Annotated in this window: 13 protein-coding genes; 11 read left to right on the plus strand and 2 right to left on the minus strand. The window is 42.1% G+C overall.

All coding sequences use genetic code 11. The features are described from left to right. The first annotated feature begins 460 nt into the window (after positions 1-460). The 4 genes from DVB69_RS00855 to DVB69_RS00870 all read left to right on the plus strand — a co-directional run bounded on the left by DVB69_RS00855 (position 461) and on the right by DVB69_RS00870 (position 3,215). Positions 461-832 (plus strand): GntR family transcriptional regulator, encoded by a 372-nt coding sequence (locus DVB69_RS00855; protein WP_116015634.1) that lies wholly within the window; start codon positions 461-463, stop codon positions 830-832. A gap of 5 nt (positions 833-837) precedes the next feature. Next, on the plus strand, positions 838-1,704 hold the full coding sequence (locus DVB69_RS00860; protein WP_116015636.1) for an ABC transporter ATP-binding protein: 867 nt from the start codon (positions 838-840) through the stop codon (positions 1,702-1,704). Beyond that, a complete protein-coding gene (locus DVB69_RS00865; RefSeq protein WP_116015638.1) occupies positions 1,697-2,302 on the plus strand; it encodes an ABC-2 transporter permease in 606 nt (201 codons plus the stop codon). Before DVB69_RS00860 ends, DVB69_RS00865 begins: the two co-directional genes overlap by 8 nt. A 208-nt stretch (positions 2,303-2,510) precedes the next feature. Continuing rightward, positions 2,511-3,215 (plus strand): gamma-glutamyl-gamma-aminobutyrate hydrolase family protein, encoded by a 705-nt coding sequence (locus DVB69_RS00870; RefSeq protein WP_116015640.1) that lies wholly within the window; start codon positions 2,511-2,513, stop codon positions 3,213-3,215. Positions 3,216-3,271: 56 nt separating this feature from the next. Here DVB69_RS00870 and DVB69_RS00875 read toward each other — a convergent pair whose 3' ends face one another. Both DVB69_RS00875 and DVB69_RS00880 read right to left on the minus strand, forming a co-directional pair. Next, a complete protein-coding gene (locus tag DVB69_RS00875) occupies positions 3,272-5,254 on the minus strand; it encodes a methyl-accepting chemotaxis protein (RefSeq protein WP_116015642.1) in 1,983 nt (660 codons plus the stop codon). A gap of 181 nt (positions 5,255-5,435) precedes the next feature. Beyond that, positions 5,436-7,418 carry a methyl-accepting chemotaxis protein gene (locus DVB69_RS00880; RefSeq protein ID WP_158541001.1) on the minus strand — a complete coding sequence of 661 codons (1,983 nt, stop codon included), beginning with the start codon at positions 7,416-7,418 and terminating at the stop codon, positions 5,436-5,438. A gap of 153 nt (positions 7,419-7,571) precedes the next feature. Here DVB69_RS00880 and flaG point away from each other — a divergent pair, with 153 nt between their 5' ends. The 7 genes from flaG to hpf all read left to right on the plus strand — a co-directional run bounded on the left by flaG (position 7,572) and on the right by hpf (position 13,104). Further along, on the plus strand, positions 7,572-7,934 hold the full coding sequence (flaG, locus tag DVB69_RS00885; protein WP_116015646.1) for a flagellar protein FlaG: 363 nt from the start codon (positions 7,572-7,574) through the stop codon (positions 7,932-7,934). A 13-nt stretch (positions 7,935-7,947) separates the two neighbouring features. Further along, the gene (locus DVB69_RS00890; RefSeq protein WP_116015648.1) at positions 7,948-9,426 is read left to right on the plus strand and encodes a flagellar hook-associated protein 2; all 1,479 of its coding nucleotides are present in this window, start codon (positions 7,948-7,950) and stop codon (positions 9,424-9,426) included. 34 nt (positions 9,427-9,460) lie between these two features. Then, entirely contained in the window at positions 9,461-9,865 is a 405-nt protein-coding gene (gene fliS / locus DVB69_RS00895) for a flagellar export chaperone FliS (protein ID WP_116015650.1), read from the plus strand. Then, a complete protein-coding gene (gene fliT, locus DVB69_RS00900; RefSeq protein WP_116015652.1) occupies positions 9,862-10,215 on the plus strand; it encodes a flagellar protein FliT in 354 nt (117 codons plus the stop codon). Before fliS ends, fliT begins: the two co-directional genes overlap by 4 nt. A 135-nt stretch (positions 10,216-10,350) precedes the next feature. Next, entirely contained in the window at positions 10,351-11,823 is a 1,473-nt protein-coding gene (locus DVB69_RS00905) for a methyl-accepting chemotaxis protein (protein ID WP_116015654.1), read from the plus strand. Positions 11,824-12,048: 225 nt separating this feature from the next. Further along, positions 12,049-12,411: a PilZ domain-containing protein gene (locus tag DVB69_RS00910; RefSeq protein WP_158541002.1), complete on the plus strand. Its 363-nt coding sequence runs from the start codon at positions 12,049-12,051 to the stop codon at positions 12,409-12,411. A 123-nt stretch (positions 12,412-12,534) separates the two neighbouring features. Beyond that, complete coding sequence (gene hpf, locus DVB69_RS00915) at positions 12,535-13,104, plus strand: ribosome hibernation-promoting factor, HPF/YfiA family (RefSeq protein WP_116015658.1); 570 nt, start codon at positions 12,535-12,537, stop codon at positions 13,102-13,104. Positions 13,105-14,277: the final 1,173 nt, after the last annotated feature.

The raw sequence follows: 14,277 nt of genomic DNA on the forward strand, positions 1-14,277 counted from the left end.
AATTTTACTGGAGATAGTTTTAGAGTTACAAATGCGTTATCACGACAAAAATAATACCTAAATTGAAGGCTGGCAAGCTTGTGTACTTTTCATTGCAAACTTATGCACTTCTTCCTTGCAAAACACAGGACTTTGGTTTATAGTGTATACCCATATTTAAAATCAGGATAACTTGTCTTCCTGAAGTAATTGTACGGTCAGGAAGTGCTTTCGTTATGTTCGTTCATCTTAAACGTCTTCATATTATATAGTACTATCTTTACGTTTCTGATGTCATCAAGTTTCGTCGGACTCAAAATTGTTTCATTACGCACTTTTGCTTTTCAGGGTATTTATTTTCAGTGTATATAACGACTTAAAGAACATTGCAAAAACCATTGCAATGTTCTTTTCTTTTGTGTGTAGTGTATATAAAGCATATATACAATATTATAAATAGACGATCGCAAAGAGGGATAGCATGCAGATAATTTTATCGAATCAGTCGAAGGAACCGTTGTACGAACAGATCATGAACCAAGTCATCGCTGCCATTTTATCGGGGGAGATGGATGAAGGACGTGCGTTGCCGTCGATTCGTCAACTGGCGAAGGACTTGCATATTAGTGTGATTACGACGAAGCGGGCATATGAGGAGTTGGAGAAGGCAGGTTTTATTTATTCTATTGTTGGTAAAGGGTCGTTTGTGGCTGAGCAGAACATGGAGGTTATCCGGGAGAAGAAATTGAAAGCAATCGAGGAACAGCTCGGAAATGTAATCCGAAACAGTAAGGAAATTGGACTTTCTTATGATGAGTTGCAGGACATACTGAAGATTCTATATGAGGAGTGAATGGGTTGGAACCGATCATTGAGTTTACGAATGTATCCAAACAGTTGAAAGGCTTTGCGATTGAGAATATGAATTTGCGAGTGAATAAGGGGTTTGTCACAGGATTCATCGGCGCGAATGGTGCAGGGAAATCGACGACCATCAAGCTAATGATGAACTTGCTGAGACCGGACGCGGGAGAAGTGCGCATGTTTGGGCTCGATTACGCGACCCATGAAAAAGTGATTAAAGAGCGTATCGGCTTTGTGTATGATGGCAATGTATTTTACGAAGGGATGAATTTAAAGGACATTCAACGGATTGTCGGACCTGCTTACAAAAGATGGGATGATGCGTTGTTCCGCCGGTATGTTGAACAGTTCGAACTGCCGCTGAATAAGGCCATTAAGACATTCTCAAAAGGTATGCAAATGAAGGCTTCTCTGGCATTGGCGCTGTCCCATCGGGCAGAACTAATTATTATGGATGAACCGACAGCTGGACTAGACCCGATTTTCAGGAGAGAATTGCTTGATATGTTGCAAGAAATCATGCTGGATGGCGAGCGGACGATCTTCTTCTCTACGCATATTACAAGTGATCTGGACAGAATCGCGGATTATATCGCATTCATAAAAAACGGTGAGCTGATGTTCAACCAATCCATTCATGATGTAGAGGAAAATTACGGACTGGTGAAAGGGACAGTGGACTTGCTGGACCGGGATACGGAAAAGTTGTTCGTTCACGTGAACCGCACACAGGCTGGATTTGAAGCACTGACTTCAAACGTGAGGGAAGCGGGAATCGTTTTCGGCGAGTCGGCGTTGATAGAAAAGACTTCGCTTGAAGATATTATGTATTATTCAAAGAGGAGTGACGTTCATGTTTAACTTGATAAAACGGGAAGTCATTATTCAGAAAAAACAATTGCTGTTGTTTTTTCCTTTCATTATATTTTTCATCGTGATGGATTCGCATCCTGTCTTTATTTTTTTAGTGACGAGCCTGTTTATACCTTTTAACGCATTGGCTTTTGATGAAAAAACGAATGTCAATGTGCTGCTGAACTCTCTTCCATATACGCGTAAAGAAATCATTGCTTCCCGATATCTTGGTAGTTTAGTCTATATGGCAATTGCAATTGGTTTGACGGCTCTGGCTTTATTCGTTGCGGGCCAATCCTTCACGTTTTCACATGTTGCACTCGGAGCTGGACTGTTCCTGCTGTTTTCAGCGATGACTTTTCCGCTGTTTTACGTGCTCAAGCAGGGGTATATCTTTCCAATTGTCATGATCAGTTTTTTCCTGTTCGTAGGGGGAGGGCCGGCAGTGTTTGCACTGGTAAGTGATTCCCTTCAAGGCATCATCCAATTTGTGATGGGCTTATCCATGACGACCATTCTGTCTGGGTTCCTCGCGATCGCAGCGGTGCTCTACAGTTTGTCCTGGGTGGTATCTGCTACGGTTTATGAGCGAAAAGCTTTTTAATACGAGAGAAATATGAAAGCTATAAAACATGGAATTTGCTAGTAGGACAGCTCTATATTAATGAGCATTCATACACAATAAAAAAAAAAGAGGCTCCCTATTTGGACTAGATTGAATCTCTTATATTTCGGGAATAGAACTTAGCATGCATGAAACCCGCCTCTTTCATATAAGGCTGGTTTCTTCTATTCCAAAGGAGGACCAATTCATGAAACCACTCATAGGCATCACTTCAGACATAGACGAAAACGGAGAAACGTTCTTGAAAGCAGACTACAGCCGAGCGATTTTGCGTGCGGGAGGACTACCTGTTGTACTTCCAGCAGGGATTGAAGATATCGAAGAGATTTGCAGCCGAATCGATGGTTTGCTGTTGACAGGTGGGGAAGACGTAAATCCACTTCTTTTCGGAGAAGAACCAAAAAGAGAGCTTGGTAAGATTGCACCTGAACGCGATACGATGGAGATGGCACTTGCGAAGTGCGCGGTTGGCAAGGACATGCCAGTGCTCGGCATTTGTCGAGGGCATCAAATACTGAATGTTGCACTTGGAGGAACCATCTACCAACACATTTACTCAGATTTAGAGGGACCACTGTTACAACATAAGCAGCAGGCAGATCGGAATTATCCGACGCACACTGTCGAAGTGAAGGAGGGAAGTCGTTTGGCGGAATACGCTCCGACATCAAAAATTCTAGTGAACTCTCTTCATCACCAAGCCGTGAACGATGTCACTGAACCATTGAAAGTCATTGCTACTGCAAGAGATGGAATCATTGAAGCGTTAGAAAGTACGAAGCATCGTTTTGTAATGAGTGTGCAATGGCATCCAGAAGCACTTTCTAATCGGGGAGATGAAACATCATTGCGATTGTTTGAAGGTTTAGTAGAAGCAAGTAAGCAGCAATAATTAGCAACAAAGAGGGACTGCCCAGATACACTTGGGCAGTCCCTCTTTGTTATCTTTTATACTTTAAATCGATCAATCGCATGACTTAACTCTTCACTCAAGTTCGTCAACGTCTCCGCAGCATCCGTCACCGACTGGATTGCTCGAAGCTGTTCTTCAGTAGACGCACTCACTTCTTCACACGCAGCAGCGGTCTCTTGTGAAGTCGCTGCCATCGTCTGGATCGTCATGGCAACGTCATCTTTATGATTCGATACCTCTTGAATTTCTAAGGAAATCGCGTCAATTGATGCTTGCATGTCTTCCATTAATGCAGACAACTGACCAAACGTCGATTCGGTCTCTTGAACGACACTCCCTTGGTCACGGAACGTAGTAATTGTTTCTTCCATTTGCTCCGTTACGAGACGGGATTCTTCTTGTAGTTGTTGAACGGTCGTTTGAACTTCCTTGGTAGCCTGCGCAGACTGTTCTGCCAGCTTGCGTACTTCTTCCGCCACAACAGCGAATCCTTTACCATGTTCTCCTGCACGAGCCGCTTCGATACTCGCGTTCAATGCAAGTAAGTTCGTTTGGGATGAAATATCCGTAATCGTATCCATCACGCCACCAATTGCTTGTACTTTTTCACCAAGCGTCGCAATGGCTTCATTCATCGTCTGCAAATTAGCGCCTGAAGACTTAAATGTATCTTGCAATTGGATCATTTGAGTTTGTCCGTTTGCGTTCATACTTCCAGTGCGTTCAGCAATTTCTGTCATGGATACTGCACGTTCGGTGATTCCATTAATCTGTTGACCAAGTGCATCCGCTCGTTCTGTCACATTTTCTGCGTCTTGTGCAGATTTCGATGCACCTTCAGCGATTTCATTCACCGCGTGTGCCACTTCTGAACTGGAAGCACTTGTTTCTTCCGCCACTGCACTTAAACTTTCAGAGTTCGTCCGAACGTTTTCAGCGGATTGATTCACAACTGAAATGATGTCATGCATACTCGAAATCATCTCGTTGAAGTTATCGCTTAGCTGACCAATTTCGTCTTTTGACTTAATGTCTGAATGGGTCGTTAAATCGCCTTCAGCAACGGCGTCCATCGATTTACGAAGACTTCCGATTGGTTTTAGTAATTTGCCAATTATAAAGAACAACGCAATCGCCACAATTGCTAATGTAATCAATGATATTACTAAAATAGCTATTCTTAGTTGCTTTGCCATTCCCATTAGCTTGTCCGTTTCGTAAACTGTCCCAACTTTCCATCCGAAGTGAGGAAGTGTTGAAAAGATGCTGACGGATTCATTTCCTTTTTCATCTTTAAATTCGTAATCACCTTTTTCATACATGTACATATCTTTCACATATTGAAGATCCATCATGTTTTTCCCACTTTTAGTCGGATGAGAAATGGCAATACCTTCTTTGTCATACAAAACAGGATATCCCTTATAAGCAATGTCAATTGAATTCAATGCAGTGGTCATAGCGGATAATTGAATATCCACTCCTGTGACACCCGCAAGCTTATCATCTATCATGACTGCTTTTGACGCTGTGATGACGAACTTTCCAGTGGCTTCATCCATATACGGTTTTGACCACTGAACGTTGTCTGGATTATCGGAAGCAAGCTGATACCATTCGCGACTCGTCGGATCGAAACCGGTCAAATCGACAACTGGGTAGATTCCAGTATATTTTGAAGGCAGGGCGTAATAGACAGAAGAAGCATCCGGATACTTGTTGAGGAACTCTTCAAGCTTCTCGAGTAAAACCTTCTCGCTTACTTCTTTACCTTCAGGGCCAGTGAAGGTGGACAGTGTTTCGGTTGTCCCTAAAAAATCTAACCCTTTTCCATATTGACCGAGGAAATTCTCGACTGAAATAGCCATTTGATCGGATAGACCAGAACTTGAGTTGATGACATTTTCTAGAGAACGCTTTTTGACTTGGTCATTTAACATGTAAGCCATTAGAAGTATGCCGATTAAAAATAGAACGATTACTGCTGAAATTATTTTAGTCTTTAATGACTTTGTCATCTGAGATACCTCCTAAATTAGTTATTTATACTTACTTATACTTCGGCAGATTTTGTTGAAAGTTAAGAGAGAAATAGGTGGGAATGATTGTGAATTACTTTCTGATTCTATTCGAAAAAGTAAAAAAGGAGATCGCCTTTAAATGGCAATCTCCTCTATTTATACAATTCCTATTTCGTCATCAAACTTTAAATCGATCGATCGCATGACTCAACTCTTCACTCAAGTCCGTTAACGTCTCTGCAGCATCTGTCACCGATTGAATAGCGCGAAGCTGTTCCTCAGTTGATGCACTTACTTCTTCACACGCTGCAGCGGTTTCTTGCGAAGTTGCTGCCATCGTTTGAATGGTAGAGGCTACATCATCTTTATGGTGCGAGACAATCTCAATTTCAGATGAAATCGATTCAATGGATGCTTGCATATCTTCCATCAACGCCGATAACTCTGTAAATGTTGTTTCTGTTCCTTGAACGACAATGCCTTGCTCACGGAACGTAGTAATCGTTTCATCCATTTGCTCTGTGACGAGACGTGATTCTTCCTGCAATTGCTGGACCGTTATTTTCACATCTTCAGTGGCGCGTGCAGATTGCTCCGCTAGCTTCCGAACTTCTTCAGCAACTACTGCAAACCCTTTCCCATGCTCTCCAGCGCGAGCTGCTTCGATACTCGCATTTAGTGCCAACAAATTCGTTTGAGTTGAAATATCCGTAATCGTGTCCATCACACCGCCAATGGCTTTCACTTTCTCGCCAAGTGTCACAATCGCATCATTCATCGACTTCAAATTCATTCCAGACGAGTGGAACGTCTTTTGCAATTGTGCCATTTGAGTTTGTCCGCTCGAGTTCATATCCCCAGTGCGGATTGCAATTTCGTTCATGGAGACCGCGCGTTCTGTGATGCCGTTAATTTGCCGTCCTAGTTCTTCTGCTCGTTCAGAAACAGTTTCAGCATCTTCCGCTGATTTCGAAGCCCCTTCAGCAATTTCACCTACTGCATGAGCCACTTCAGAGCTTGAAGCACTCGTTTCTTCAGCGACCGCGCTCAAACTTTCAGAGTTCGTTCGTACGTTTTCTGCAGATGAATTCACAACAGAAATAATGCTGTGCATGTTGGAAATCATGTCATTGAAGTTAGTACTCAACTGACCAATTTCGTCTTTAGACTGGATATCGGATTGAACAGTTAAATCTCCGCCTGAAACTTCGTCCATCAACGTACGAAGACGAGCGATCGGTTTCAATAACTTCCCGATGATGAAATACAAACCAACACTGACAATAACTAAAATAATCAGCGAAACGGCAATAATGACTGCTCGTAGATCCTTCGCCATTCCCATTAAGTGGTCTAGTTCATAAACAGTGCCAACTTTCCAACCGAAATTAGGTATCGTAGCATACGTATTAACTTTTTCAACTCCTTTTTCGTCCTTGTAGGTCACCTCTCCAGTTTCTTTGGAATACATCGCTTTCACATAAGAAACGTCCATTAAGTTTTTTCCACTTTCTGTTGGATGAGAAATAGCTGTCCCTTCTTGGTCATACAAAACAGGGAATCCCTTATAGGGAATGTTCATGGACTCTAGTAAGTTGCTTACTGCTGTCAACTCTAGATCCACTGCAGTTACCCCTACGACCTTCCCATTCTGTTCAAGCGCAACCGATCCCGTAATCATGAAGGTGCCAGTAGTAGAATCAGGATATGGAGAAGACCATTGAACCACCCCGGGGGTTTCGACAGCATCCTGATACCAGTCTGTAGTTGTCGGGTCATACCCTGTCAGATCGTGTTCGGGAACCATCACCGTGTATTTATCAGGTAGTGCATAATAGAATGAAGACGCATCAGAATAGATGTCTAAGTTCTCCTGAAGCGCTTTTTCTAACTGTTGTACCGATACCGTTTTCCCTTCAGGGCCAGTAAAGTTCAGGAGTGTCTCAGAATGAGCAAGTGACGAAATACCTTTCGTATACTTATCTATGAATTGATCCACTGTACCAGCAGTTTGTTCAGCTAGGGTTTCACTTGAATTGACGACACGTTCCAATGAAAGCTTTTGAACTTTATCATTCAACATATAGAACATGAGAAGCATACCTACAGTAAATAATGCAATTACTGCAGCAATAATTTTAGTTTTAAGCGATTTAGTCATTTGAAATTTCCTCTCTAGATCATAAATATATACAATATACTTCGGCGCCATTCAGTGAAAGTTAAGAGGGTTTCTTTTGAATCGGGTAAACTTTAAATTTCGTCTGCCGATATAATACATATGAGAAGAAGTGAACTTAAGGAGGACGGAGAAATGGTCAGTCAAATAGGGGGAGGTCCCGACCGGCAAATTGCGGCGGGACCTGTGGATGGAACGACATCCGAAATTGTGACAAAAGTTGAAGCCATTCAAGACCAAGCACAGCAGCAAGCATCTAGAGAACGCGATTTACCTGTAAAACAAGCCAAAGAACTAACGGCGGGAATGAATAAGTTTCTAGAAAGCGTGGACACGCAGCTACGGTTTAAAATGCACGACGAATTGCACGAATACTATGTGACGATTGTGGACTCGAAAACCGACGAAGTCATACGGGAAATTCCATCAAAAAAGTTATTGGATATGCATGCAGAAATGAGAAAGTTCGTAGGATTGCTCATTGATCGTAAAATATAAGGAGTGATTGGATATGAGAATTGGTGGACTAGCCAGTGGAATGGATACCGAATCCATTGTTAATGATTTAATGAAAGCAGAGCGTATTCCGCTCGATAAACTGACTCAGAAGAAACAATACTTTGAATGGCAATTGAATGATTACCGTACCGCGAATCGTGATTTGAAGGATTATAGTACGAAACTGTTTGATAACTCGATTTTATCGAAGAATTTTAATGCGAAGAATGTGAAGGTTTCAGACCCGAGTGTTGTTGATATTCGATCGAAGGGAAATGCTGAGGATTTTTCAGGTACTCTCACAGTTGAGCAATTAGCCACTAATGCAACTATGCAGGGTACAAAGCTAGCAACAGGTACAACAGATGGGCAAAAGTTAAGTACTTTAGGTGTTACCGCTGATACAGTTACGATTAGTATAAAAGCGCCTGGGATGGCTAATGCGAAAGAATTAACTTTCAGTAAAGACGATAACATTTCTAAAGTAATGAAAGATATTACTTCTGCAACCGGAGTTAGAGCCTTTTTTGATGTGGATTCTGGTCAAATTGGTATCTCATCAAAGGAAAGTGGAAATGGTGCGATTACTATAAGTGATGTAAATGGAGGGAATTTAGCATCTACACTTGGTATATCAGGTTCATCTAGCGATCCAGGTAAAGGAACTAATGGAACTGATGCTAAATTTACTTATAACGGTCTAACTACAAGTAGATCTTCTAATACTTTTGAAATTGACGGTATGGAGATTACTCTCAAAGGAAAAAGTGTTGAACCTATTACATTCAATGCAACAACAGACACTGAAAAAGTATTCGACAACATCAAAGGTTTCGTAGACGATTACAACAAATTGATTGAAGATCTGAACAAGAAAATACGGGAACCAATATATCGTTCGTTCCAACCACTATCTGCTGAACAGAAAAAGGAACTCTCTGATAAAGAAGTAGAGCAGTGGGAAGAGAAAGCGATGAGTGGTACGCTACGAAATGATCCTGAATTGAAGAGTATGTTGACTAAATTACGTAATATCATGACCAACCCAATTGAGCTTGGTGATGGTACGAAAATCAGTCTAAGTGATATTGGGATAAAGACTTCTAATAACTATCTGGATAATGGTAAATTAGTAATTGATGAAAAGAAACTTAAAGAAGCAATCGCTCAAAATCCTCAAGGAATCGAGAAATTGTTTAACAATGATAGCAAAGACGGCGGCGGAACAGGTATCGCTCGCCAATTGCGTGCTGAAGTTGATTCAACACAAAAAAACATTCAAAAGAGCGCCGGTAAACTAGGTGATACAAACAAATCCTTTAGCTTAGGGCGTACGCTTGATAATATGAACAAACAAATCGAACGTTTTGAAACACGCCTGCAGATGTCTGAAACTCGTTACTGGAAACAGTTCAATGCCATGGAAAATGCAATTCAACGCGCGAATGCTCAATCAGCTAGTTTGATGAGTTCACTTGGCGGAGGAATGTAATTGAAACAAGCAATACAAAAGGAGAGTCATTTAAATGGTCATGCATAATCCGTACGCTACGTACCAAAATAACACTGTCACTACATCGACGCCTGGGGAACTGACATTAATGCTTTATAACGGATGTTTGAAGTTTATTCAACAAGCGAAAAGAGCTGTAGAAGTGAACAACATCGAAGACAAAAATGTTGCAGTGCAAAAAGCACAAGCGATTATTTCTGAACTGATGTTGACGTTAGATGTTTCTACATTCCCAGCTGCGAAAGATATGCTTGTGTTGTATGAATTTGCGAACAGCCGTCTGATTGATGGCAACATTAAGAATGACAGTGAGTTATTTGATGAAGCTGCGGGGATCATGACCGAGTTCAGGGATACGTGGAAGCAAGTCATTCAACTCAATCGCCAGAAGCAATATGGCAATGTGAGCGAGATATGATTCGGCCGGAGCTACTTCAATGGAAGCAAGTTACTGAACGACTTCTTGCGTTACCGATTACGACAGACGATGAACATCGTGAAAAAATGATTGTTGCCATTGAAGTTATTTTGGATGAGCGTGAACAATTGCAACTGAAAATCCAGCCACCTTTTTCTACTGAAGAAGAATTATATGGTCAGGAATTGGTTGCAATCGAGCCGAAAGTTGCGAAGAAGTTAGAAACGTACCTAACTTCTATCCGCAAAGATTTGTCTGCTTCACATACGAAAAAAGACGGCGTTCGTAGTTATGTCAATCCTTATAGCAAAGTTGCCCGCGACGGCACGTTTTATGATACGAAACAATAAGAAGAATCCGGCGAATGAACCTATTCGTCGGATTTTTTTGACTTCCTATGAATCCTTTTACCTATTATCGGATTAACTTGGTTCAGGTATGATGGTAGTGATAGATTGGTAAATAAATCAACTAGAGGTGTCCTTATGACAATTGAACAATTGAAATTGGCTGATTGGCTTCGGAAGAATCATATTTTGTATATCGGCTTTGCGTTAGGTGGAGGATTGGGACTGATTGCCCAACTGATTATGCGTTCGAATATGGCCACCATCTTGTCTGTTTTGATTCCCTTCATCATAGGGAGTGCTTTTTATGTTGCATTTCGTTTCACGGAAACCAAATGGTTGATGCAAAGTTTACCGTACATATTATTAGTATCCACTTTTGCTGTATCACTTGGAGTTATTTTATTGTCAGAAGCTAACTTAGGTTCTGTTGGTATTATCTTTTTCTTATTGGTATTTGGTGGTATACATGGCCGCTTACTTATTATGGGTGTCGCTTATGTACTTAGTTTAGCGGCGCTTGTCTTGAATAATTTGGTGTTTGTATCACCAGATTTAGTTAGTGGAAGCGGTGCGAATTTAATTTTACTGCACTTTCTGAGTGGTATGATTCTGATGCTTGTCGTACGTCAAAATGCGAAAAACTTCTCAGAGATTGAACGTTTTACTGAACAAACAGAAGCTCTGAGAAAAGAAGAAGCTGAACTTGCGAAACGTTTGGACATGACAGTCGAGAAAATCACAAGTAACTTAGGTAAACTTCGCGATTCTTCTGAGACTTCTTTAGGCGCTCAACGTGAAATGCTGACAGCTATTCAAGAAGTAAGTGGAGCTAGCCAACATCAGGCCGACTACATTTCGGATATTGCAGAACGCTCCGAGCAGACGCATGAATCGGTGGAGAAAATTTCCGGTGGCCTCACATTACTTGTCCAAAAAGCAAATGAAGCAGGAGGGCGTGCTGATGAAGGAAGTTCCCGGATTGCTGGATTGAAAAATGGGATTGATGCATTTGCTCATTTTTTCGAGGAGCTCAATCATACGTTTTTAGTTTTATCCGAAAAAATTGCTGAAACAAATGCGTTTGCAGGTTCCATTAAAGAGATTACAGACCAAACGAACCTACTTGCATTGAATGCTTCCATTGAAGCAGCAAGAGCGGGGGAGCACGGGAAAGGCTTCGCAGTCGTTGCAGATGAAATCCGGAAACTTGCGGGGATGACGGATTCAACGTTATCAAAAATCGACGCCAACCTTTCTGAAGTGAATACATTCAACCAACTGGCTGTATCCAAACTATCTACGGGTAAAGAACAGATTACGGAGCAGACGGAAGTTGCAGATTCATCCAATACAACGTTCACTGCATTGCATGGAGAAATGCGTGACTTGCAGAAAGAAATGCAATCATTCATCGAATCATTTAAAGAAATCACCACCAACACCGATACTGTCCGCGGACATACGATGGAATTTGCTTCAGTTATCGAAGAGAGTACCGCTACGATTGAAGAGTTGGATGCGACACTAACGCATCTAGTAGAAGAACAAAGTGAAATCGATCGCTATTTGCAAGAAACACATAATGAAGCAGTGAGCCTTCATGCGTAACAAACTCTACTCAGTTTAGTTTGTTATGTGGTTTTGTTAAATACATGAGAGTGAGTTTCGTATCATATTGTAACCGACGCAAACATTCCGAGGTTTCGTATTGTGTCAGTTCGGTAATAGTAGAAGATGGATCACTTAGTAACAACTCCGGGAAACTGAAGGACCCGACACTGGTAACTATTTGATATACTGAAGGGACTAGAGAAGTGGATGGAGCGTGAGAAAATGCACTATAAACGTGATGAAGCATTCAGATATTCCTTTAATGAACCAGTCCCAGCAGAATTCAGTATATATCTTAAAAACAGTGATCGTCCTGGAACCGGAACGGGTGACTCCAAGTTGCTGGATATTAGTCCAGGCGGAACTCGCATGGAAACATTTTTTGATATTCCAGTAAATCGAGATGAAGTGGCTCTTCGACTGCGGTTCAACATCTTTCAGAGACCAATTGAGACAGACGGAGTCATGGTCTGGAAGGAAAGGGTTGGAACTGGTTGGATGTATGGTATAGACTTCGACGAAAATGCATCAGTAGCTAAAGCTATCGTCGATGATCTGAAACTTCGCAGACAAGCTGAGCGGTAAACAGTTGGAAAAGTGTTTCAGCAATATCCGACAAAATTCTTTTTATTTTTCATAAAGAAAAGAAGGATTTTGTTCGGTCAATGGAGAAGATAGAGATAGGGTCAAATTAAAGGAGGAGTTTATATGTTAGACTTCAACATTCGTGGCGAAAACATCGAGGTTACTCCAGCAATTCGGGAGCACGTCGAAAAGAAAGTCAGTAAACTGGAAAGGTACTTCACTGAGTCTTTGAAAGCAACTGCTCATGTGAACTTGAAAGTATACAGCGATAAGCAAACTAAAGTTGAAATTACAATTCCGATGAAAAATTTGACACTCCGAGCAGAAGAACGTCATAACGATTTATACGCTGCCATCGATTTAATCGTCGATAAGCTTGAGCGTCAAATCCGTAAATATAAAACACGTGTCAACCGCAAGTTCCGTGAGCGCGAAGGCGTTGGTGCATTCTTGCAGGCAACAATGGAAAACGATTCAAAAGAACAAGAGTATGTTGAAGACGAGAACGAGTTCAACGTTGTCCGTACAAAGCAACTCGATTTGAAGCCGATGGATCAAGAAGAAGCCATCCTTCAAATGAACATGCTCGGACATGATTTCTTCATCTTCACAGATGGTGAGTCTGATGCAACAAACATCGTATACAAACGCCGGGATGGCAAGTACGGCTTGATCGAAACTGAAGCTAATTAATGTGTGGAAACCGCCCAGAACTTTGGGCGGTTTTTTTGTGGGGAATTTTTTGTTTGTCTGCAAGCGCTCCATACATGCCTGTAACCGCTCGATTACAATGGCTAAGCGCTCAATTGTGGCGGGTAACCGCTCTATTCGAATGGCTAAGAGCTCTATTCAGGATGGTAACCGCTCGATTACGACGCCTAAGCGCTCTATAATGTCACATATAGAATCTAGCAAAGGGGAGAGTGATCATGCAAGTGGTAAATCTGCTCAAGCTAGGCGGAAAGTGATCAACCAAATGGTAAATCCGCTCAAGCCGGGCCAAAAGTGATCAAGCAAGTGGTAAATCCGCTCAAGCGAGACGGAAAGTGATCAAGCAAGTGGTAAATCCGCTCAAGCAGGGCCGAAAGTGATCAAGCAACCCACACCCCACACGATCCCGCGGCAAAATCCCTTTTTCCATAGCATCCAAGCTCGCGACCAATTAATCGTTCCTCAATTGAAAACCAAGACTAATTGGTGTGCTCCGCTTCGCTGCGCATTTAGTGATGCGAATGGTGGAGGTAGGATTTGTTCTCAGCACGCTCGTTTTTAGCTCCTACCCTCGCAAAAACGTCAATTCCACAATCAAGTGAGGCCAAAAGTGATCAAGCAACCCACAACCCGCACGATCCCGCGACAAAATCCCTTTCCCAATAGCATCCAACCTCGCGACCAATTCATCTTTCCTCAATTGAAAACCAAGACTAATTGGTGTGCTCCGCTTCGCTGCGCATTTAGTGATGCGAATGGTGGAGGTAGGATTTGTTCTCAGCGCGCTCGTTTTCAGCTCCTACCCTCGCAAAACCGTCACTTCCACACTCTAGCCAGACCAAAAGTGATCAAGCAACCAGCAAATCCGCTCAAGCCGGGCCGAAAGTGATCAAGCAAGTGGTAAATCTGCTCAAGCGAGGCCAAAAGTGATCAAGCACTCAGCGAATCCGCTCAAGCCGGGCCAAAAGTGATCAAGCACCCAGCAAATCCGCTCAAGCCAGAACAAATCTCATCAAGCAACCACCCAAATCCGCTCAAACAATCCTCTCAACTCCCTCCATAATCCAAAAGTCGGAAATTTCGTTGCATTGCATTTGCGCCTGTCCATTCACAATGTTAAAATGAAGGGTGAACTTTGTGAGGATGTGACCAAAT

Source organism: Sporosarcina sp. BI001-red, assembly GCF_003384035.1.
Taxonomy (GTDB): Bacteria; Bacillota; Bacilli; order Bacillales_A; family Planococcaceae; genus Sporosarcina.

Coding starts and splice junctions, on each gene's coding strand:
- DVB69_RS00855 (WP_116015634.1), top strand. CDS start 461: ATGCAGATAATTTTATCGAATCAGTCGAAGGAACCGTTGTACGAACAG.
- DVB69_RS00865 (WP_116015638.1), top strand. CDS start 1,697: ATGTTTAACTTGATAAAACGGGAAGTCATTATTCAGAAAAAACAATTG.
- DVB69_RS00870 (WP_116015640.1), top strand. CDS start 2,511: ATGAAACCACTCATAGGCATCACTTCAGACATAGACGAAAACGGAGAA.
- DVB69_RS00875 (WP_116015642.1), bottom strand. CDS start 5,254: ATGACAAAGTCATTAAAGACTAAAATAATTTCAGCAGTAATCGTTCTA.
- DVB69_RS00880 (WP_158541001.1), bottom strand. CDS start 7,418: ATGACTAAATCGCTTAAAACTAAAATTATTGCTGCAGTAATTGCATTA.
- flaG (WP_116015646.1), top strand. CDS start 7,572: ATGGTCAGTCAAATAGGGGGAGGTCCCGACCGGCAAATTGCGGCGGGA.
- DVB69_RS00890 (WP_116015648.1), top strand. CDS start 7,948: ATGAGAATTGGTGGACTAGCCAGTGGAATGGATACCGAATCCATTGTT.
- fliS (WP_116015650.1), top strand. CDS start 9,461: ATGGTCATGCATAATCCGTACGCTACGTACCAAAATAACACTGTCACT.
- fliT (WP_116015652.1), top strand. CDS start 9,862: ATGATTCGGCCGGAGCTACTTCAATGGAAGCAAGTTACTGAACGACTT.
- DVB69_RS00905 (WP_116015654.1), top strand. CDS start 10,351: ATGACAATTGAACAATTGAAATTGGCTGATTGGCTTCGGAAGAATCAT.
- DVB69_RS00910 (WP_158541002.1), top strand. CDS start 12,049: ATGCACTATAAACGTGATGAAGCATTCAGATATTCCTTTAATGAACCA.
- hpf (WP_116015658.1), top strand. CDS start 12,535: ATGTTAGACTTCAACATTCGTGGCGAAAACATCGAGGTTACTCCAGCA.